Annotated in this window: 18 protein-coding genes; 1 reads left to right on the top strand and 17 read right to left on the bottom strand. The window is 70.1% G+C overall.

The genetic code is table 11. The annotated features are described in order from the left end of the window. The first annotated feature begins 57 nt into the window (after positions 1-57). The gene (dbpA, locus tag AC51BJ_RS11540; protein ID WP_430432362.1) at positions 58-1,464 is read left to right on the top strand and encodes an ATP-dependent RNA helicase DbpA; all 1,407 of its coding nucleotides are present in this window, start codon (positions 58-60) and stop codon (positions 1,462-1,464) included. 378 nt (positions 1,465-1,842) lie between these two features. Here dbpA and AC51BJ_RS11535 read toward each other — a convergent pair whose 3' ends face one another. The 17 genes from AC51BJ_RS11535 to hypB all read right to left on the bottom strand — a co-directional run bounded on the left by AC51BJ_RS11535 (position 1,843) and on the right by hypB (position 20,340). Continuing rightward, entirely contained in the window at positions 1,843-3,969 is a 2,127-nt protein-coding gene (locus AC51BJ_RS11535; protein WP_496280305.1) for a TonB-dependent receptor, read from the bottom strand. Between the two features lie 149 nt (positions 3,970-4,118). Then, complete coding sequence (gene nikR / locus AC51BJ_RS11530; protein ID WP_496280304.1) at positions 4,119-4,619, bottom strand: nickel-responsive transcriptional regulator NikR; 501 nt, start codon at positions 4,617-4,619, stop codon at positions 4,119-4,121. A 12-nt stretch (positions 4,620-4,631) separates the two neighbouring features. Continuing rightward, entirely contained in the window at positions 4,632-6,095 is a 1,464-nt protein-coding gene (locus tag AC51BJ_RS11525) for a nickel-dependent hydrogenase large subunit (protein ID WP_496280303.1), read from the bottom strand. Then, complete coding sequence (locus tag AC51BJ_RS11520) at positions 6,092-7,087, bottom strand: NADH-quinone oxidoreductase subunit B family protein (protein ID WP_496280302.1); 996 nt, start codon at positions 7,085-7,087, stop codon at positions 6,092-6,094. The genes AC51BJ_RS11525 and AC51BJ_RS11520 overlap by 4 nt, the downstream gene beginning before the upstream one ends. After that, the gene (locus tag AC51BJ_RS11515; RefSeq protein WP_496280301.1) at positions 7,084-7,578 is read right to left on the bottom strand and encodes a hydrogenase maturation protease; all 495 of its coding nucleotides are present in this window, start codon (positions 7,576-7,578) and stop codon (positions 7,084-7,086) included. The genes AC51BJ_RS11520 and AC51BJ_RS11515 overlap by 4 nt, the downstream gene beginning before the upstream one ends. Further along, positions 7,575-9,095 (bottom strand): Ni/Fe hydrogenase subunit alpha, encoded by a 1,521-nt coding sequence (locus AC51BJ_RS11510; protein WP_496280300.1) that lies wholly within the window; start codon positions 9,093-9,095, stop codon positions 7,575-7,577. Before AC51BJ_RS11510 ends, AC51BJ_RS11515 begins: the two co-directional genes overlap by 4 nt. 4 nt (positions 9,096-9,099) lie before the next feature. After that, positions 9,100-9,642: an NADH-quinone oxidoreductase subunit B family protein gene (locus tag AC51BJ_RS11505; RefSeq protein ID WP_496280299.1), complete on the bottom strand. Its 543-nt coding sequence runs from the start codon at positions 9,640-9,642 to the stop codon at positions 9,100-9,102. Then, positions 9,639-10,331, bottom strand: a complete 693-nt coding sequence (locus tag AC51BJ_RS11500) for a 2Fe-2S iron-sulfur cluster-binding protein (RefSeq protein WP_496280298.1) — start codon at positions 10,329-10,331, stop codon at positions 9,639-9,641. The genes AC51BJ_RS11505 and AC51BJ_RS11500 overlap by 4 nt, the downstream gene beginning before the upstream one ends. Further along, positions 10,328-12,145, bottom strand: coding sequence for an NAD(P)H-dependent oxidoreductase subunit E (locus tag AC51BJ_RS11495; RefSeq protein ID WP_496280297.1), 1,818 nt, complete (start codon positions 12,143-12,145; stop codon positions 10,328-10,330). Before AC51BJ_RS11495 ends, AC51BJ_RS11500 begins: the two co-directional genes overlap by 4 nt. After that, complete coding sequence (locus AC51BJ_RS11490; RefSeq protein ID WP_496280296.1) at positions 12,145-13,593, bottom strand: sigma-54-dependent transcriptional regulator; 1,449 nt, start codon at positions 13,591-13,593, stop codon at positions 12,145-12,147. The genes AC51BJ_RS11495 and AC51BJ_RS11490 overlap by 1 nt, the downstream gene beginning before the upstream one ends. Next, entirely contained in the window at positions 13,590-15,335 is a 1,746-nt protein-coding gene (locus AC51BJ_RS11485; protein WP_496280295.1) for a hydrogenase maturation protein, read from the bottom strand. The genes AC51BJ_RS11490 and AC51BJ_RS11485 overlap by 4 nt, the downstream gene beginning before the upstream one ends. Further along, entirely contained in the window at positions 15,332-15,793 is a 462-nt protein-coding gene (locus AC51BJ_RS11480) for a hypothetical protein (RefSeq protein ID WP_430432349.1), read from the bottom strand. The genes AC51BJ_RS11485 and AC51BJ_RS11480 overlap by 4 nt, the downstream gene beginning before the upstream one ends. Before the next feature lie 6 nt (positions 15,794-15,799). Beyond that, positions 15,800-16,876, bottom strand: coding sequence for a hydrogenase expression/formation protein HypE (gene hypE / locus AC51BJ_RS11475; RefSeq protein WP_496280294.1), 1,077 nt, complete (start codon positions 16,874-16,876; stop codon positions 15,800-15,802). After that, positions 16,873-18,012, bottom strand: a complete 1,140-nt coding sequence (hypD, locus tag AC51BJ_RS11470) for a hydrogenase formation protein HypD (RefSeq protein ID WP_496280293.1) — start codon at positions 18,010-18,012, stop codon at positions 16,873-16,875. Before hypD ends, hypE begins: the two co-directional genes overlap by 4 nt. Further along, entirely contained in the window at positions 18,009-18,251 is a 243-nt protein-coding gene (locus AC51BJ_RS11465; RefSeq protein WP_019916012.1) for a HypC/HybG/HupF family hydrogenase formation chaperone, read from the bottom strand. The genes hypD and AC51BJ_RS11465 overlap by 4 nt, the downstream gene beginning before the upstream one ends. Further along, the gene (locus AC51BJ_RS11460) at positions 18,242-19,381 is read right to left on the bottom strand and encodes a Kae1-like domain-containing protein (RefSeq protein WP_496280292.1); all 1,140 of its coding nucleotides are present in this window, start codon (positions 19,379-19,381) and stop codon (positions 18,242-18,244) included. The genes AC51BJ_RS11465 and AC51BJ_RS11460 overlap by 10 nt, the downstream gene beginning before the upstream one ends. Continuing rightward, entirely contained in the window at positions 19,378-20,340 is a 963-nt protein-coding gene (hypB, locus tag AC51BJ_RS11455) for a hydrogenase nickel incorporation protein HypB (RefSeq protein ID WP_496280291.1), read from the bottom strand. The genes AC51BJ_RS11460 and hypB overlap by 4 nt, the downstream gene beginning before the upstream one ends. Positions 20,341-20,493: the final 153 nt, after the last annotated feature.

Raw genomic sequence — 20,493 nt, 5'->3', positions numbered from 1 at the left:
GCAGGGCTGCGACAGTTGACCAGGGGCGCCGCGGCGCCGGATCGCGGATAATCCGGCATGACCTCTGCCGCTTCCCCCTCCCCCGACACCGCCTTCGACAGCCTGCCGCTGTCGCCCGACACCCTCGCCAACCTGCGCACGCTCGGTTTCGACGCGATGACGCCAGTGCAGGCGGCAGCGCTGCCCGTGGCGCTGGCCGGGCGCGATCTGATCGCGCAGGCCAAGACCGGCAGCGGCAAGACCGCCGCCTTCGCGCTGCCGTTGCTGGCCCGCTTGAACCCGCGCTGGTTCTCGCCGCAGGCGCTGGTGCTGTGCCCGACACGCGAGCTGGCCGACCAGGTGGCGAAGGAAATCCGCCGGCTGGCGCGCGGCACCGACAACATCAAGGTGCTCACGCTGTGTGGCGGCAGCAAGATCGGCCCGCAGGTCGACAGCCTGTCGCACGGCGCGCACGTCATCGTCGGCACGCCGGGCCGCATCATCGACCACCTGGAGCGCGCCACGCTCGACCTGCGTGGCGTGAATACGCTGGTGCTCGACGAAGCCGACCGCATGCTCGACATGGGCTTCCTCGACGACATCACGCACGTCGCGCGGCAGTGCCCGCGCGAGCGGCAGACGCTGCTGTTCTCGGCCACCTTTCCGGAAGGCATCGAGCGGCTGGCGGCGCAGTTCCTGCGCACGCCCGAGCGCATCACGGTCGAGATGCAGCACGCCGAACACAAGATCCGCCAGCGCTTCTTCGAGGTCGACGAGGCGCAACGGCCGGAAGCCGTGCTGCGCCTGCTGCGCCATTACCGGCCGGTCAGCACCATCGCCTTCTGCAACACCAAGCGGCGCTGCCGCGAGGTGGTGGCGGCACTGCGCGAAGCCGGCATCGAGGCGATCGAGCTGTCGGGCGACCTCGAACAGCGCGACCGCGACCGCGCGCTGCTGCGCTTCGCCCAGCGCAGCGTGTCGGTGCTGGTGGCGACCGACGTCGCCGCTCGCGGGCTGGACATCGACGCTCTCGACGCGGTGATCAGCGTCGAGGTCACGCCAGACCCCGAGGTGCACGTGCACCGCATCGGCCGCACCGGTCGCGGCGACGCCGAAGGTGCCGCATGGGCGCTGGCGGCCCCGTTCGAGAAGGTGCGCGCGCAGCGCATCGAGGAAGCGCAGGGTCGACCGCTGGAGTGGGGCACGCTGGCCGAACTCGAAGCCAGCAGCGACGCACCGCTGGTGCCGCCGATGGCCACGCTGCAGATACTGGGCGGGCGCAAGGAAAAGATGCGCCCCGGCGACGTGCTCGGCGCGCTCACCGCCTACGCCGGCTTCACCCGCGAACAGATCGGCCGCATCGACGTGACCGACTACCTCACCTTCGTCGCCGTCGAGCGCAGCATCGCGAAGGAGGCGGTGCTGCGGCTGGATGGCGGCATGGTGAAGGGGCGGTATGTGAAGGTGAAGCTGGTCGAGGAGTAGGCGCGTACGGTACAGGCTGCATCGCGAGCAAGCTCGCTCCCACGGAACCCGGCTCCGGCGGCGAACGGGGTGCGATCCTGTGGGAGCGACCTTTGGTCGCGAGGCGGCGCTGGCAGTCCGCCCGGCTTCGATTCAGGCTGCTGTCGGGGTCAGAAGACCCCTCCCACAGAAGCCTGCTCCGGCCGCGGATCGGGCACACCTCCTCCTGCAGAACCCGGGCCCCGGGCTCGGATCGTTGATCAAGCGCACCACCCCTGTGGGAGCGGTCTTCTGACCGCGACGCGGCCGTGGCAGTCCGCAGGCTTCGATTCAAGCCACCGTCGGGGTCAGAAGACCCCTCCCACAGAAGCCCGCCCAAGCTCAGCCCGCGAATCGGGCTCAGAACCGCGCATTCAGCGTCAGCCGCACGCTGCGTGGCTCGACCGGGTGGAAATGGCGGTCATCGACGCCGCCCGGCGCTTCGCCGTTGAGGCGTGAGGTGTAGAAGTACTCGATGTCGTTGTCGCCGCTATCGAACAGGTTGAACACGTCCAGCATCAGCCGCAGGTCGCGGGTGAGGCGGTGGCCGATGCGCAGGTAGGCCAGCGTGGTCGAGTCGGAACGCACCGAGTTGTCTTCGACCAGCGGGCGCGGGCCGACGTGCCGGATCTGCAGGTGACCGAACCAGCCGCTGGCCAGCGGGTTGTCTTCGGTCAGGCTGAGGCCTGCAGCGACGACACGGTCGACGGCGCCCGGCACGTGATTTCCGGCCGGGTCGTCCTCGGTGAAGCGGGCACGCGACGCGGCGACGTCGAGGTCCAGAAGCAGCCAGGGGCGCACCGTCCACCGGTTGTTCCACTCGATGCCGCTGCGCTTGCTGGCGCGGTTGGGCTCGGTTTCGCCGGCGTCGCCGACGAACAGCAGTTCCGAATCGAGCTTCAGCGTCCATACCGCGAGCGAACTCTGCAGGCCGGGAACCCACTCGGTGCGCACGCCGACCTCACCGCCCTTGGTGCGCACCAGCGCGTCGACCGGATCCGCCGGCAGCCCGCCCTTGGCGGTGACGCGCGCCGTGGTGCCGCGGGCGTCGTTGCTGTGGAAGCCGTAGCCGTAGTTCACGAAATACTCGGTGCGCGCCCACGGCCCGAACACGAAGGACAGCTTGGGCGAGGCGATGTGGTCGGACGCGTCGCCGCTGTTGGCGGCGATCGAGCTGGCGACGTCGAAGTCGTAGCGGTCGACGCGCAGACCGGCCAGGCTGCGCAGCCAGGGCGTCCATTGCACGCTGTTCTCGCCGTACAGGCCGACGCTGGTCTGGCGCACGCGGCTCTGCTGGATCACGCCGGTGGTGCTGCGCGCGACCGTCGAATACAGCCCGACCGGGCTCAGCCTGTCGTGCCGCAGCTGCACGCCCAGCGTGTTGGTCATCGGCCGGCCGGCGAACTGGCCGTCCCAGCTGCGGCTCATCGCCATGCCGAGCACGGTGCGCTGTTCCGACTGACGGAACTGGTCGCCGTCGGCCGGGTTTTCGAGGAAGTAGGTGAAGTTGGACCACAGGTCCAGCTCCGACTGAATGGCGTAGGCATTGAAGCGGAAGGCGCCGTCGTCCCAGGCACGCTGGTGGTCGACCGATAGGCTGTAGCGCTGCGTCTTGCCGCCGTCGGTCGGGTCCACTGTGCCGTAGCGACCGATCAGGCCGGACTGCACGGCGCGCAGCGGAATCTGGTCGGTCGAGTCCCAGCGCGCGGTATAGGCCATCGCGGTCAGCGCGGTTCGGTTGGCGCCCTCGCCCAGCGTGTAGCGCAGCACGCCGTTGATGCGGCGGAAGTCTTCCGGGTTGTCCCAGGGGCCGTCGCTGCGTGAGGTTTCGAGCGCGTACAGCAGCGTGCCGGCGCCGAGCGCGTGCGAATTCATCAGCAGGCCGCGTCGGTGGCCGTCCTGACCGATGGTCACTTCGGCGGTACCGTAATCGAGGCGGTCGACCAGTCGCAGCCGCGCCGACCCGGCCGACGCGAAATCGCCCTCTTCGGCGTAGTACGGGCCCTTGCGGTAGTCGATGCGGCCGACCAGTTCCGGGATGAGCCAGTTCAGGTCGGTGTAGCCATGGCCGTGCGCGTGCGTCGGCATGTTGGCCGGCATGCCATCTATATAGGTGGCGAAGTCGGTGCCGTGGTCGAGGTTGAATCCGCGCAGGAAGTACTGGTTCGCCTTGCCGCCGCCACTGTGCTGCGTGACGATGACGCCCGGCACGAATTCCAGCACCTCGGCCGGACGCAACGTTGGCCGGTTCTCGATCAGCCGCGCGGTGACTCGGCCCTGGCTGGCGGCGTCGGACGTGCCGACCGCGTTGTCGTAGTGGCCCTCGATGGTCACCGCGTCGAGGTGGTGGGCCGACGGCGCCGCCTCGTGCGCCAGCGCGGTGCCCCATGCCCCGATGACGGGCACGCACAGCAGCGGCAGCAATCCCTGCACGGACGCCGATGGCGCCCGCAACACCTTCCCGGAGAAGTCTTTTTTGGCGTTCATCTTTTTGTATGAAGATTTGGAACAGTCTTCATACGCGAGAAGCGTGCCAGTCGCGGCACCACGCCGGGCAAGCGTTTCGGCGCGACGGCCGGTCGTGCGGTGGTCAGCGCGCTGCCATTCCGATCGATGCTGCGGCAGCGGCGCTGGCGTCAGGTGCTGGGCTTGATGTGCTCGTGGCCGTGTCCGCCACGCTCGTGCCGCCGTGTGTAGCGGTGCCCACCCGGCCCGGCGTGATGGTGGCCGGCGTCCAGCTCGACACTGATCACGTTGATCTTGCCGTGGTGCACGCCGCGCTCGGCGCACACGGCATCGGCGAACTGCCGCACCGCGGCGATCTCGCCTTTCAGGATGACGGTTTCGAGGCAGTAGTCGTGGTCGAGGTGGGCGTGCATCGACGACACCGTGAGGTCGTGGTGCGCGTGCTGCAGGCTGATGATGCGTTCGGCCAGATCGCGTTCGTGGTGGTTGAACACGTAGGACAGGCAGGCCACGCAGTGCGTGGCCTTGCCGGTCTGCTGCGCCGTGCGGTCCAGTTCGGCGCGGAACAGGTCGCGCACCGCCTCCGAACGGTTGCCGTAGCCGCGCTGCGCGATCCAGTCGTCGAACTGGGCGGCCAGCTGGTCGTCGAGGGAAATGGTGAAGCGCTGCATGGGGGCTCCGGGTCAGTGCACCGTGCACACCATGCACGGATCGAAGGATCGCACGATATGCTGAACGGCTACCGGCGTGGTTTCGCCGTCGCGCACCGGGGCGCCTTCGAGCGCCGATTCCAGCGCGCCAGGGCGGCCGGCGGCGTCGCGCGGCGAGAAGTTCCAGGTGGTGGGCGCGACGATCTGGTAATTGGCGATGCGGCCATCGCGCACCGAAATCCAGTGGCCCAGGCTGCCGCGAGCCGCTTCGCCAAGGCCGGCGCCGCTGCCTTCGTCCGGCAACCGGCCGGGCGTGCAGAAAGGTTCGCCCGGCCGCACCGCGCGCAGCCAGTCTTCCATCATGATCACCACGCGCGCCAGTTCGAGCAGGCGGGCGACGACGCGCGTGTAGACCGTGCCGCCGTAACGACCGACCAGATCGGTGATGAGCGGATGGCCGCTCGCCAGCTGGCGCGCGATGGCACCGGTTTCGACCACTGCGCCGGCCAGCCGCGGCGCCTTGTTCCACGTGTAGGCGCCGGCCTTGTCCGGTTCCGGCAGCGTGACGCCGCTGCGCGGATGCTGCGGGCCGCCGGCATCGCTCAGCAAGGCGTGCGTGGCATCTTCGCGGATGGCGGCCGGGTCGAGCGGCGACAGCACGCCGGCGTGCCAGACGCCGGCGCCCAGCGCAGTGCCGCCCTCAGGCTGCGGGTAAGCGCCGTAGCTGAGGAAGCGGCCGGGGCCGGCGCCGAGCGTAGCCAGTTCCGCATCGCGCGCGACGGTCAGGAAAAAGCGCAGGTCGCCGTTCAGCGGGTCGGCGAGTGGTGCCGAGTGATGCCAGGCGTCGAGCGCGGCTTCCGAATCGAGCGCGGCCACCTGTTCCAGCGGCGCCGCATAGGTGTGGGTTTCGAGGAAGCGGCGGAATTCGCGCACGCGGGCCAGCAGGCGCACGCGTTCGGCGGCGTCGATGGCGCGCGTCGAGCCACCGGGGTCGATGCTCTGCGTGTGCGGCCACTTGCCGGCCAGCGTGCCGAGCAGCGTAAACCAGCGCTGGCGCGCGGCGATCGCGGCGCGCACCTGTTCGCCGGTCTGCGGCGTGAAGCGGCGCACCGCCTCGGCATGCCAGGGTCGGCTTGCATACACCGGCCGCACGAAATCCGGCATGAAGAACAGATAGAAGTGGGTCAGGTGATCGGCCAGATTTTCGGTGGCGAGAATCACGTTGGTCACGTGCTGGCCGTTGGCCGGCATCGTGATGCCGCCGAGATCGGCCAGCGCACGCGCGGCCGCCACCGACTGCGACACCGAACAGATGCCGCAGATGCGCGGCACATACACCAGCGCGTCATGCGGCTCGCGCCCGCGCAGGATCTGCTCGAAACCGCGGTACATCGGCGCGTTCACGTGCGCCGACGCGACGCGGCCGTCGGCGACGTCCAGCGTCACTTCGAGATCGCCCTCGACGCGGTTGAAGGGGCCGACGAGGAGGCGGGTCACTTCAGACGCGTCCTTCGCGCCACCGGCGGCACCACGACGTGGTCCGACACCGCGTTCACCTTCACCCGCTTCGGCGTCGCCGACTTCGACAGTGACGCCAGCGCGACGAACCAGGCCTTGGGCATGTCGGTCGGCAGGCCGATCGGGATGCCGGCGAGTTTCGGCGTGGCGTGGAAGGGGTGGCCCGGTTCCTGGAAGCCGGGTTCGGTGCAGCTGATGCAGGCGTAGCCGCCGCGGGTGCAGGAGCCTTCGCCGTTCCACGGCCGGGTGTTGCAGTCGGCGTGCGCCTGCGTGCCCTTGCAGCCCATGTTTTCCATCATGCAGCCGAGGTCCGAGGGCTTTTCGGCGCTGGCCTTGAATTCGTAGTACTCGTTGCGCGTGCAGCCGTGGTGCACCAGCTGGTCGGCGTAGAAGCGGGGCCGGCCCAGCGTGTCGAGGTCGACTTCGGTGAAGCCGTCGGCGGCCAGCGCCATCAGCGTGTCGAGCACCCAGCTCGGGTGGGTCGGACAGCCGGCGATATTGATCACCGGCAGGCCGCCCGCGGCGCGGAAGTCGCCGCCGAGCAGGCCGCCGCGCACGTCGTCCTCGTACTGCAGGCCGCAGGCGTCGGTCGGGTTGTCGCCGCCGGCGGTGACGCCGCCCCAGGCGGCGCAGCTGCCGATGGCGATCACGTGGCGCGCCTTCGCCGCAAGCTTGCGCACCCATTCGATCATCGGCAGGCCGGTGCCGGCCATGATGTGGAACCGGCCCGTACCATTCGGCCCGCGCAGCAGCGAGCCTTCGACGCACAGCGCGTCCAGCGGCAGATCGCCGTCGAGAATGCGGCCGAGCAGTGCGGTCACCTCAGAGCCGCTGTCCAGCGACAGCGACGGATGCCACAGCAGAGCTATGCCCGCATCACGTAGCTGGCCGTGGAAATCGTCGGTGTCGGCGCACAGCAGCGACATGCTGCAGCCGCCGCAGCCGCCGGACTGCAACCAGAGCACGTTCATGCATTCACTCCTTCGGTGTGCGCGCCGCGAGCGACGGCGTCTCGCAGCCAGCCGCGCGCCCGGGCGAGCGCCTGTTCGAGATCGGCCACGGCCTGCGCATCCGGCTGCTCGCCCAGCTCCCAGCGACGACCGCGGATGGCCAGTACATCACAGCGCGGCGGTTCGCGCTGCTGCAGATCGACGAACACCTGCAGCACGGCCTCGGGCGACAGCGCGTGGCTGGTAATCCGGCGCTCGCGCTGCGGCTGTACGCTGCGCACCACATACGCCGCATCCAGCCCGATCGACGCATCGACGAAGAGCACGCGTTCGCGGCCGACCAGATCGAGCGCGTGTTCGATCTGCAGCTGGTAGTCGCTGAGGCAGTCCACCGTGCCGGCGGGCAGCGCGCGCACGGCATACGCCGCCAGCGCATCGACCAGCATCGGGCCCAGCGCATCGTCGCCGCGGCTCGGGTTGCCCCAGCCCAGCACCAGCAGCGGCGCCGTCATTGCGCCGCCTCGGCGTCATGCGCCGGGCCGTCGCGCAGCAGTTCGCCGGTCGAGCTGCGCAGCACGTGGTCGAGCACGCGGCCGTCGGCCGCGCGCAGGCTCACCGCCAGCGGCATCTGACCGAGCGCGTGCGTGGCGCAGGACAGGCAGGGGTCGTAGGCGCGCACCGCCACCTCGATGTGGTTGAGCAGACCTTCGGTAATCGTTTCGCCGTCGAGGTAGCGCAGCGCCACCGCGCGCACCGCATCGTTCATCGCCTGGTTGTTGTGCGTGGTCGATACGATCAGATTGCAGCGCGTAACCAGATCGTCGTCGCCGACTTCGTACTCGTGGATCAGCGTGCCGCGCGGCGCTTCGATGATGCCGATGCCCGAACGCTGGCGCGTGCCCTCGGCCTGCAGCGGACCGCCGGTGATCAGTGGGTTGTCGAGCAGCGCGGCGACCGTTTCGACGCCGTGCAGCAGTTCGATCATGCGCGCCCAGTGGGTGGCCAGCACCGCGTGCACCGGCCGGCCGCCGTGCGCGGCGACGAAGGCCTGGCGCGCCTCTTCGGCGCGCGGGGTCGGGATGAAGTCGCAGTTCTGCACGCGCGCCAGGGGGCCGACGCGGTACCAGCCGTCATCGACGCCGAGGTCGCGGCGGTAGGGAAACTTCATATAGGTCCAGGGCTTGACCGCTTCGGCTATCAGTTCGCGGTAGCGCTGGTCGTCGAAACCATCGACCGCGATGCGCCCGTCGGCCTCGCGCAGGCGCAGCACGCCGTCGTACAACTCCATCGCGCCGTCGTGGCCGACCAGCGACATCATGGCCGCCGGCGTGTCGGCGAAGTCGGCATAGCGCGCCGGCAGGCTTTCGTGCAGGCGGCGGGCCAGCGTCACTGCGTCCTGCGCCCAGGCCAGCACCTGCGGCAGTTCGGCGCGCAGCGCGTCGCGTTCGGCCGGATCGACTGCGCGGTTCATGCCGCCGGGTATAGCGCCGGTGCCGTGAATGCGCTTGCCCGAGGTGATGCGGATCACCTCCTGCCCGAACTTGCGCAGCATGACGCCCTGACGCGCGGCGTCCGGGAAGGCGGCGGCCACGCCGACGATGTTGCGGCGCTCGACCTCGGCGTCGAAGCCGAACAGCAGGTCGGGCGAGGCGAGGTGGAAGAAGTGCAGCGCGTGACTCTGCACGATCTGGCCGTAGTGCATGAGCCGGCGGATGCGGTCGGCCGCTGGCGGCACCGGCCAGCCGCCGACCACGCGGTCGAACGCCTTCGACGCCGCCAGATGGTGCGATACCGGGCAGATGCCGCACAGCCGCTGCACCACGACCGGCACTTCCCAGTAGGGCCGGCCTTCGATGAACTTCTCGAAGCCGCGGAATTCGACGATGTGCAGCCGCGCCTGGCGCACGCGATTGTCGTCGTCGAGCAGCAGCGTCACCTTGCCGTGGCCTTCGACGCGCGACAGCGGGTCGATCGCGATGCGGCGCAATCCTTTGGGGTCGGCAGCGGTTTCGAGCGGGCGCGTATCCATGGCTTCAGTCGTAGCGGATCAGACCGGGCGCTGGCACCGGCGTGCGGCCAGCCATCAGGTCCTGCAGCAGTTGCCAGAAGGCGTCGGCTGGCGGCGGGCAGCCGGGCAGCGCGTGGTCGATGCGCACCACCTCGTGTATCGGCAGCACGCGGTTCAGCGGCAGCGGCAGTTCCGGGTCGTCCGGCACCCGACCATACACCGACTGCAGGATGTCGCCGATGTCGAGGTGGTTGCGCAGCGCCGGCAGGCCACCGGTGATGGCGCAGGCGCCGACCGCCACCAGCACGGTGCAGCGGGCGCGGAAGGCGCGTAGCACCTCGACGTTCTCGGCGTTGCACAGCCCACCCTCGACCAGGCCGATGTCGCATTGCTCGACCGCCCCGACAGTCTTGATGTCGGTCAGCGGCGAACGGTCGAATTCGACCCGCTCGACCAGATCGAACAGCCGCTCGTCGATGTCGAGCAGCGACATGTGGCAGCCGAAACAGCCGGCCAGCGACACGGTGGCGACGCGCAGCTTGCGCGGCGATAGGGAGCTCGCGTTCATCCGCGCGTGTCCTCCGTGTCGAAGCGGCGCTGGCCGATCGGCACCGCGAAGCCGACCCGCTTGGGCAGCAGCGCGCCGACCGGGCAGATATGTGCAGCGCGGTCGTCCACCGACAGCGCGCTGTCGCCGAGGCGGCCGCTCGGGCTGTCGATCAGCAGCCGGGTGGCGATGCCGTGGCCGCCGATGGCGAACACCCGCTTGCCGTCGATCTCGTCGCTGGCACGCACGCAGAGCTGGCACAGGATGCAGCGGTTCGGTTCGAACAGCACGTCCGGGTGGCTGGCGTCGACCGGACGCTCCGGGTTCAGCGCCTCGAAATGCAGGTCGGTCATGCCGGCACGTTCGGCCTGTACCTGCAGCAGGCAGTTGCCGCTCTTTTCGCAGCCGGGGCAGAAGTGATTACCCTCGACGAACAGCATCTGCAGCAGGCGCAGCCGCTGCGTGGCCAGCGACGCGGTGCGGCATTCGACCTTCTGGCCGACCACCGCCGGCGTCACGCAGGCGGCCACCGGGCGGCCGTCGGCCAGCACGGTGCACAGCCGGCACGACGCGCTGCCGGAGACTTCGTCGCTCCAGCACAGGTGCGGAATGTCCAGCCCGGCGCGCGCGGCGGCGCTCAGTATCGTGTCGCCCGGCTGCAGCGCGACCGGCTGGCCGTCAAGGTCGAAGGTCGGGTCGGCGGCGCTCATGACGCTGTATCCGTATGCAGATGCGCGCCGGCGTCAGTCCGCCCGGTCACGCGGCGCGCCGACGACAGTTCGGCGTCGAGGTCGACATCCGGCTGGAACTGCGGCGCGGTCGCGCGCTGCGCGTAGGCGGCGCCGAAATGCCGCAGCGTGTCGCGCAGCGGATTGCAGGCCGAGGCGCCGAGGCCGCAGTGGGTGCCGCTGTGCAGCACCGTATCGAGATCGTGCAGGCGCTCGATATCGAAAGCGGACGCGTGACCGGCGCCGCGCGCGTGCGCGAGCTTGTCCAGCCGCCGCACCACCAGTTCGGTGCCGACGCGGCAGGGCGTACACAGGCCGCAGCTCTCGTGCGCGAAGAAACGGGCGAAGTGGCGCGCCACCTCGAACAGGTCGCGCGTGCGGTCGAACACCATGAAGGCGCCGGCGCTCGGCACGTCCTCGAAGGCAATGGCGCGGCCCGCTTCCGACGCCGGCACGCAGGCGCCGGACGGCCCGCCGACCTGTACCGCCTGCACATCGCGCGCGCCGCAGTCGTCGAGGATCTGCGCGATGGACGTGCCCAGCGGGTATTCGTACAGGCCGGGTCGCGCGCAGTCGCCGGACACCGAATGGATCTTGGTGCCGGTCGATTGCGCGGTGCCGATGCCGGCCCACCAGGCGCCGCCACGGCGGGCGATGTGGGCCACGGCGCAAAAGGTTTCGACGTTGTTCACCACGGTCGGCCGGCCGAGGTAGCCGGCCTGCACCGGGAAGGGCGGGCGGATGCGCGGCGTGCCGCGCTTGCCTTCGAGCGATTCGATCAGCGCCGATTCTTCGCCGCAGACATAGGCGCCGGCGCCCAGGTGGATGGCGATGTCGAAACCGAAGCCGGCGACGCCGCCCGCGTCACGGCCGAGCAGGCCCTGCGCGCGGCGGCGCGCAAGCACCTGTTCGAGCTGCGGCAGCAGGTAGCGGTACTCGCCGCGCAGGTAGAGAAAGCCCTGCTGCGCGCCGACCGCACGCGCCGCCACCGTCATGCCGTCGAACACGGCGTCGGCGTGACTGGCCAGCAGCACGCGGTCCTTGAAGGTGCCGGGCTCGCCCTCGTCGGCGTTGCAAACGACCACGCGCAGGTCGCTGACGGCGTCGCGACAGGCCTGCCATTTGCGCGCGGTCGGGAAGCCTGCGCCGCCGCGGCCGCGCAGGCCGGAAGTCGCCACTTCGTCGAGCAGGGCCTGCGGCGACCGGGCGAGCACCGCCGGCAAGGCGGGCGTGTCGGCGGCCAGACCGCTCAACAGCACGTCGGCGCGCTGCACGCCGTCGATCACGTCGAACCACTCGGCCGGCCACTGCTCGACCGGCGTGCCGGCGAGCAGCAGATCGGCGAGCGCATCGACGCGCACCGCGTCCAGTCGCGTGACGACCTGATGGTGATTCACCAGCAGCGCCGGGCCCTGGTCGCACAGTCCGGTACAGGAACAGCGGTCGACACTGAAGCGGCCCTGCGCGTCGACCTCGCCCGCTGCGACGCCGAGGCGTGCGCACAGCTGCGCCAGCCGCGTTTCGCTGCCCAGCATGCGGTCGGTGATGTTGTCGGAGAACAGCACTCGCGTGCGGCCGACCGGCCGGGTGTGGAAGAAGCGGTAGAAGCCGGCCACGCCTTCGACCTGGGCCGGCGTCAGACCGAGTGCGGCGGCGATGTGGGCGAGCAGCGGGCGCGGCAGCCAGTGGGTGAGCGCCTGCGTTTCGCGCAGGATCTGCACCAGCGCGTGCGGATCGCGCTGCCAGCGGCCGAGCACCGCATCGACCCCACCCGCGACTGTCGCAGCATCGACCATCACCCCTCCAGCCCGAAGCGCACCATCTTTCCACGCAGACCGACCCGGGACAGACCCAGTTCCTTGGCGGCGCGCGTCTTGTTCCAGCGGTGGCGGAGCAGGGTTTCGCGCAGCACCATGGCTTCGATCGCGTCCAGCCGCTCGGCCAGTGTGCCGCTGGCGGGCAGCGGGGTGGCGCTGGCGGTGGCGGTGAGGCCGGCCTGGCCGTGCAGCACGCGCAGCGACAGCGACTGCGCCTCGATCCGTTCGCTGTCGCTCAGCGCCAGCGCACGCGCCAGTTCGTTGCGCAGTTCGCGGATGTTGCCGGGCCACGGATAGCCCATCAGACAGGCCATCGCCTCGTCAGTCAGCGAAGCGCCGGGGCGGCCCAGTTCGATGCCCACCTCGTCGACCACGCGGCGGGCGATCGGCTCGATGTCGCCGACGCGCTCGCGCAGCGGCGGCACGGTGAAGGTGGCGCCGGCGATGCGGTAATACAGATCCTCGCGGAACAGCCCTTCGCGCACCCGCTGTTCGAGGTCGCGGTGGGTGGCGGCGATGACGCGCACGTCCACCGGCACCGCGCGCGTGCCGCCGACCGGGCGCACCTCGCCTTCCTGCAGCACGCGCAGCAGACGCACCTGGAAGGCGGGCGAGGTTTCGCCGATCTCGTCGAGAAACACGGTGCCGCCGTCGGCGCGCTGGAAGAGGCCGATATGGTCTTCGTAGGCGCCGGTGAAGGCGCCGCGCTTGTGGCCGAACAGTTCGGATTCGAGCAGGGTTTCCGGTATCGCCGCGCAGTTCTCGACGACGAAGGCGCCATTGGCGCGCGGACTGGCGTAGTGGATGGCGCGCGCCAGCAGCTCCTTGCCGGTGCCGGATTCGCCGAGCACCAGCACCGACAGGTCGTAGCGGGCGACACGCGAGGCCATTTCGCAGACCGAATCGAGCGGGCTGCCGGTCGAGCGCTCGATGCGATCGAAGCCGAAGGTGCGACGCGCGCGCTCCAGCTTGTGCGCGGCGCGCTGGCGCAGCACGGGTGTGGCGGTGCGCAGTTCGAGGTCGAGGCGGGCGGTTTCCTGCTGCAGCGTCTGCGCCTCGGCGGCATTGCGCACGGTGGCCAGCAGATGGTCGGGCACCCAGGGCTTCAGGATGTACTGGTAGATGCCGGCGTCGTTGATGCCGGCAATGATGTCTTCCGAATCGGTGTAGCCGGAAATGACGATGCGCACGACGTCGGGCCAGCGCTCGCGCACCTCCTTCAGGAACAGCACGCCGGTCAGGCCGGGCATGCGCTGGTCGCACAGGATGACATTCACCTCGTGCCGCTCCAGCTGCTGGCGCGCGTCGTCGGCGCCGCTGGCGGTGAGCACGGTGAAATCCTCTTCCAGCGTACGGCGCATCGCGTCCTGCGAGCGGACCTCGTCATCGACCACCAGCACGGTGGGCACGCGCAGGCTCGCGTTCATCGCGCAGCCACCTCACGGTGCACGGCCAGGTGGCGCGGCGTCCAGGCATGCGGAAGCTTGTGCACGAAGTGGTGGCGCGCCACGTGGTAGCTGGGATCGAAGCCGTAGAAATTGCGGTGCATGCGGGACAGTTCTTCCTTGCGGTAATCGGCGAGCGGACGTTCGGCTTCGTGGGCCGCGCGCTCGGTCTGCTTGCGCATGACGCGATCGCGCAGATTGTACGACGCGGCCAGCAGCCGGGCTTCCTGCACCGCCGCATCGAGGGCATCGCCGGCCGGCACGTCGAGACAGCGGTCGACGAAGCCGATGCGCAGCGCCTCGGGTGCCGACAGCGGCAGCCGGCTCTGCATCAGCGCACGCGCGCCGTCGGCGCCGAGCCGGCGCGGCGCGAGGTAGGTCCAGTACTCGGAGCCGTACAGATTGCCCATATTCTTGTAGTGCGGGTTCAGCATGACGCCGCGCTGCGCCCACACCTCGTCCGCCGCCAGCGCGAGGAAGGCGCCGCCGGCACCGGCGTTACCGCGCAGCAGCGACACGGTGAGGCGGTCGGTCGTCGTGATGATTTCCAGCGCGACGTCGTTCATCGCGTTGATGTTGCGCCACGATTCGTCGGCCGCGCTGTCGCCGTCGCGGTGCGCCGCCGCCTCGATGCAGTTGAGGTCGATGCCATTGCTGAAGAAGCCGTCGCCGCCGGCTATCAGCAGGACCTGCGTGTCGCGCCGCTTCACCTCGACCAGCGCGTCGCGCAGGCGCTGGCACTGCGCGGTGGACATCGCGCCATTGCAGAAGTCGAAACTCAGCACGCCGACCCGCGCGCCGTGCTCGCCGTGTTCGGCGTAGCGCAGCTCGCCCCACTCGTCGGCCGCGCGCACAAGCGGCACCGCGCGCTCGGGCAGTGCCGCCGCATCCGCCCCGAAAGCCTGCGTCGCCGGCATCTTGATCGGCGACGCGGCATCGCCAAGGGCGACCGACACTCGGCCTATCCAGATGCCACCATCGACGGTCCGGCGCAGCAGCGCGCCGTCGCGCTGCGCCAGCAGGTCGCCCAGCGCGCCACCGAAACCGGCCAGCGCCTCCAGCGTCGCCGGGTGCGCGTCGAACAGCCGGCAGGGCTGGCCGAACAGTGCATCGATGACGCCGGGCTGGCCGTCGGAGGCGCGTATCTTCGCCAGCACCGTTGCGCTGTCGTCGCGCGACCAGTCGATGGCGCGACGCGACTGCGGCAGCACGCCGCGCCAGCCGTCAGCCGCGGGCGCACTTTTCTGCGGCGCTTCGCCGGCAGTGAAGCGGGCGAGCGCCTGCAAAGTCGCCGCGACGGCCGCCTCGGTCACCTCGCGCCGGTAGATCGCGCCCTTGGACGCCGCACGCAGCGGGAAGGTGGCGGCCCCCCATACCGGGCCGGCGTCGAAATCACCGTCCGCCTGCAGCACGGTGACGCCCCATTCGCGCTGCCGCTCGACGATGGCCCAGTCGAGCGCGGCCGGGCCGCGGTCACCCGGCGGCCCCGGATGTACGACGAAACAGGGCAGGGCGCGCCACACCGACTCCGGAATGCGCCGCTTCAGGAAGGGCGCCAGCACGAGGTCAGGCTGGAACAGCGCCACCGCCTCTCCGGTCACCGCGTCGGCAATGTCCAGCTCGACCGACAGCGTGTGGCCGAGCGCCGTCAGTTCGGCGTACAGGCGCTGGCTCAGGCTGTTGAAGCTGTGGCACAGCAGCAGGATGCGCAGTGGCGCCGTCATTGCGGGAACCTCAGCCCATCCAGCGTGCGCGCGGCGTCGCGGCGGCCCATGTAGAGCGCGAGCTTGCTCTCGACCGCATCAAGCGCGCTGTTGAAGGCGGTCGCGTCTTCGGCGGCCAGCAGCGGGCGCGCGACCAGCGCCACATCGGGACCGAAGTGCGGCGCCAGCCGCTGCATGGCGTCGGCGCGGCGCATTTCGAGCAGCGCGTTGGCCGGCGTTGCGCTGCTGTTGGCGGCTGGCAGCGCTGCCGGTTCGACCGCCTCGACATGGCCCAGCGTGCGCAGTTCTTCGAGCAGATCAGCTGCGCCGTCGCCGATCACCTCCTGCAGCGCGGACAGCGGTGCCTGACCATTGACGACGATGAGCGCCGCGCGCAGCCGTCCGCGCAGCGTGCCGGTACGCGACAGCAGTTCGGCGCGGCCCTTGTCGGTCTTGGCATAGACGCGGTCGGCGCTCATCGCGGTTCAGCAGATGCGCGGCAGCTGCTCTCCGCTCAGCCAGTCGACGACTCGCCGGCCGCCGAAGCGGGTGTTCATCTGCACGAAGTGATGCGCGTCCTCCTGCACGACACCGATGCGTGCCGCGTCGGCGCCGTGCGAATGCGCGCGCATCGCGGCGAGTACCGCGTCGGCGTGCTCCGGCGGCACGATGGCCAGCAGCTTGCCCTCGTTGGCAACGTATAGCGGGTCCAGCCCGAGCAGTTCACAGGCCGCATCGACTTCCGGCTTCACCGGTATCGCTGCTTCGTCGAGCAGCATGCCGACGCCGGACTGGCGGGCGATCTCGTTCAGCGTGGTGGCCAGCCCGCCGCGCGTCGGATCGCGCAGCGTGCGGATGGCCGGACACACCGCCAGCATGTCGGCGACCAGACCGTTCAGCGCCGCAGTGTCCGACACGATGGTCGTTTCGAACTCCAGCGATTCGCGCTGCGACAGCACCGCCACGCCGTGGTCGCCCACCGTGCCCGACAGCAGGATGACGTCGCCCGGCCGCGCGTTGGCACCCGACACGTCGATGCCGTGCGGCACCACGCCGACACCGGTGGTGCTGATGAATACGCCGTCGCCCTTGCCCTGCTCCACCACCTTGGTGTCGCCGGTCACCACCGCGACGCCGGCTTCGCGCGCGGCGGCGGCCATCGACTGCACGATGCGCTTCAGGTCGGCCAGCGGAAAGCCCTCTTCGAGGATGAAGCTGGCCGACAGCCAGAGCGGCGTGGCGCCCATCATCGCCACGTCGTTCACCGTGCCGTGCACGCTGAGCGCGCCGATGTCGCCGCCGGGGAAGAACAGCGGAGAGATCACGTGCGCGTCGGTCGCCATCACCAGGCGGCTGCCCTGCGGAATGGCCAGCGACGCGCCGTCGTTGCCCTGGCGCAGGAAGGGATTGTCGAAGGCGGCGAGGAAGATTTCCTCGATCAGTTGCGCGGCGGCGCGACCGCCGGCGCCGTGGCCCATGTCGATGCGGCCGTTGCGGATGTCCAGCGGCCGGACATAGCCGGCGCGCACGGCGCCGCCCTTGCTGTCGTCTCTCGCGTTCATGCTGTCACCACCGGAATGTCCTTGAACCGCCCGTAGGCGTAATGCGCGGCACAGGCGCCTTCGCTCGACACCATGCAGGAACCGATCGGGTTTTCCGGCGTGCACACGGTGCCGAAGATCTTGCAGTCGGTCGGCTTCTTGACGCCGCGCAGGATGGCGCCGCACTCGCAGGCTTTGTTGTCGGCCACGGGCTTGTAGCCGACGTCGAAACGGCGCTCGGCGTCGAATTCCGCGAAGGCCGGCCGTATCTTCAGCGCGCTGTACGGCACTTCACCCAGACCGCGCCATTCGAAGCTGGGCCGCAGCTCGAACACCTCCGACACCTTCTGCTGCGCGGCGAGGTTGCCGTCGCGGTCGACCGCGCGGGTGAATTCGTTTTCGACGTGCGCGCGGCCGTCGTTCACCTGACGCACCAGCATCAGGATGGCCTGCATCACGTCCAGCGGCTCGAAGCCGGCGATCACGACCGGCTTGCGGTATTCCTCGGCGAAATGCTCGTAGGGCGCGGCGCCGATGACGATGCTCACGTGCGCCGGACCGATGAAGCCGTCGATCGGCACCGTGCCGTACTGGCGCACTTCCGGTGACTCCAGGATGTGGGTGATGGCCGAAGGGGTGAGCACGTGGCAGCACAGCACGCTGAAATTCTTCAGCCCCTCGCGCTGCGCGCGCAGGATGGCGAGCGCGGTCGGCGGCGTCGTCGTTTCGAAGCCGATGGCGAAGAACACCACCTGACGCTCCGGGTTGTCGCGGGCGACCGTGAGCGCGTCGGCCGCCGAATACACCATGCGGATATCGCCGCCACGCGCCTTCGCTTTCGTCAGCGACAGGCTGTCGGAGGCCGGCACGCGCATCGTGTCGCCGTAGGTGCAGACGATCACGTCGTGTTCGAGCGCCAGCTTGATCGCCATGTCGACGCGGCCGATCGGCAGCACGCAGACCGGACAGCCGGGGCCGTGGATCATGCGCACATTCGTGGGCAGCAGTTCGCTCACGCCGTAGCGCGAGATGGCGTGCGTGTGGCCACCGCAGAACTCCATGAAGCTGTAGGGGCGGTCGCCACGCGCTTCAGTGGCCAGACGGTCGGCGATCTTGCGGGCGACATCACCATCCCTGAACTCGTCGATGTACTTCATGACGCCGACTCCGTCGCGGCCATCGCCGCCGACATTTCGCCGAACAGCGCCAGCGTGCGCTCGGCTTCTTCCGGGTCGATCATGCCGATGGCGTGGCCGACATGGACGATGACGTAGTCGCCGACCTGCGCCTCGGGCACCAGTTCGATCGACACTTCCTTGCGGATGCCGCCGAGGTTCACCACCGCGCGTTCGTCCTCGCGCAGTTCGACCAGCTTGGCGGGGATGGCTAGACACATGACAGGGACTCCTTGAGCACGCCGGGTGCGAGATGGATCTGCTGCGCGACCGCCCAGGCCTGGCCGAGCGCCAGACCGGCATCGCCACAGGATGTGGCCTGCGGCCGCAGCACGCGCAGGCCGCGGCTCTGCAGCCGCAGCGTGACGCGGCGCGTCAGCAGCGCATTCATGAAACAGCCGCCGCCGAGGCAGACGGTATCGACCTGGGTGGCCTGCGCGGCGGCGATCGCCCACTGCGCGAGGCCGTCGGCCAGCGCCACATGGAACCAGGCGGCGGCTTCGTCGGCATTGCCGTCCGGCCAGTCGAGCAGACGGGCGAGCAGCGGACGCAGGTCGAGCATGGTGTCGCCCGCGACCTCGACGACGCTGTCCAGCGTCGGCTCGCCGTGCGCGGCAAACCAGCGCTTCGCCGCCGATTCGAGCGCGATGGCGGCTTCGGCCTCGTGCGACTGGCGCACGCTCAAACCGAGCGCGCCGGCCGCGGCGTCGAACCAGCGGCCGGTGCTGGTGGTCGGCGGACTGTTCAGGCCGCTGTCCAGCATGCGGGCAACGGTGCGCGCGGCCTGGGCGCCGACCGCAGCGGTGTAGCGCGCTTCGATGTCGGCCCCGCGGCCCAGCGTCTGCATCGCCGCGGCGGCCATGCGCCAGGGCTCGCGCGCGGCGACGTCGCCGCCGGCCAGGCGCAGCGGCCACAGGTGACCGAGCCGGCGCCAGTCGCCGGGCGCCACCCACAGCAGTTCGCCTCCCCAGGCCACGCCGTCGGTGCCGAGGCCGACGCCGTCCAGCGCCAGCCCGACCACCGGCTCGGTCAGGCCGTGCTCGGCCATCACGGCGGCGATGTGGGCGTGGTGATGCTGCACGCCGATGGCCGGCACGCCCAGCCGGTCGGCCAGCGCAACGGCCAGCTGTGTGCTGTAGAAGTCCGGGTGCAGGTCGTGCGCGATCGCCTCGATCGGCGTACAGGACTGCGCGCGCAGATGGTCGAGCGACTGTTCGAGCGCGACGCAGGCGGCCGGGTCGCCGAGGTCGCCGTGCATCGGCGACCACGCGGCGCGGCCGTCCTCGAACAGGCAGGCGGCGTTCTTCAGCCAGGCGCCAGCCGCCAGCACGGTGGGGAGTCGGGGGCTCATGACGCGGTGCTCCGCACGATGTCGTCGATGCGCGCCTGCAAGCCGGCCACGGCGTCGGCCTTCAGTCGCGCTTCGATCCAGGTCAGCCAGTCGCCCATGCCCTCTCCGGTGGTGGCCGACACGCGGATCACCTGGATGGCCGGATTGACGCGCCGCGCGAAGGCGATGCAGCGCTCGACGTCGAAGTTCAGGTAGGGCAGCAGGTCGATCTTGTTCACCAGCATCAGCGTGCTGGCGGCGAACATGTCCGGGTACTTGAGCGGCTTGTCCTCACCTTCGGTCACCGACAGGATGGCCACCTTGGCCGCCTCGCCCAGGTCCCACATCGCCGGGCAGACCAGGTTGCCGACGTTCTCGATGAACAGCAGGCTGCGTTCATGATCGTGCCGGTGCAGGCGGGCGAAGGCTTCGGCCACCATCGGTGCGTCGAGGTGACAGCCCTTGCCGGTGTTCACCTGCAGCGCCGGCGCGCCGGTGGCACGGATGCGGTCGGCGTCGAAAGAGGTCTGCTGGTCGCCCTCGATCACCGCCACCGGCAGTCCGGGCGCGCGCGTCTTCAGCGCCTCGATGGTGGCGCACAGCAGCGTGGTCTTGCCGGAGCCGGGGCTGGACACGAAATTCAGCGCGGTCACGCCGTGCGCCGCGAAGTGCGCGCGGTTCTGCGCGGCGACGCGGTCGTTCTCGCCGAGGATGTCGGTTTCGAGCCGGATCGCGCGCGCCTGGCTCATGCCGGGCACCGACACCCTGGCCACACCGGCGCCGAAATGCAGGTCGCCGCTGGCCGGGTCGACGGCGACGTGCGAAGCCTCCGCCTGCGCCGCTTCAGCCCGGCGGATCGCCGGCGCACCGGACTTCACCCGGCGTGCCGCGGGTGAATAGGGGCTGGGCGGATGGGCGTGCCCGTGCCCCTCCATCGTCACCTGGCTGCCGTCACCGGCACATCCACACACTACGCACATATCGGTCTCCTCAGTCCTTGCCCGGTCTGAGCCGGGTCATGCCATCCTGCTCCGCGCGATCGCCCGCGCGCCAACCTTGTTGTAGGAGCGGTCTTCTGACCGCGACCACGGCGACGGAGCGGCAGTTGGCGCGTGATCAACCGTCCTGTCGCG

The sequence above is a fragment of the Methyloversatilis sp. S146-33 genome, assembly GCF_059552495.1.
The sequence above is the reverse complement of the archived record's forward strand: the minus strand, read 5'-3'. Positions and strand labels throughout refer to the sequence as shown.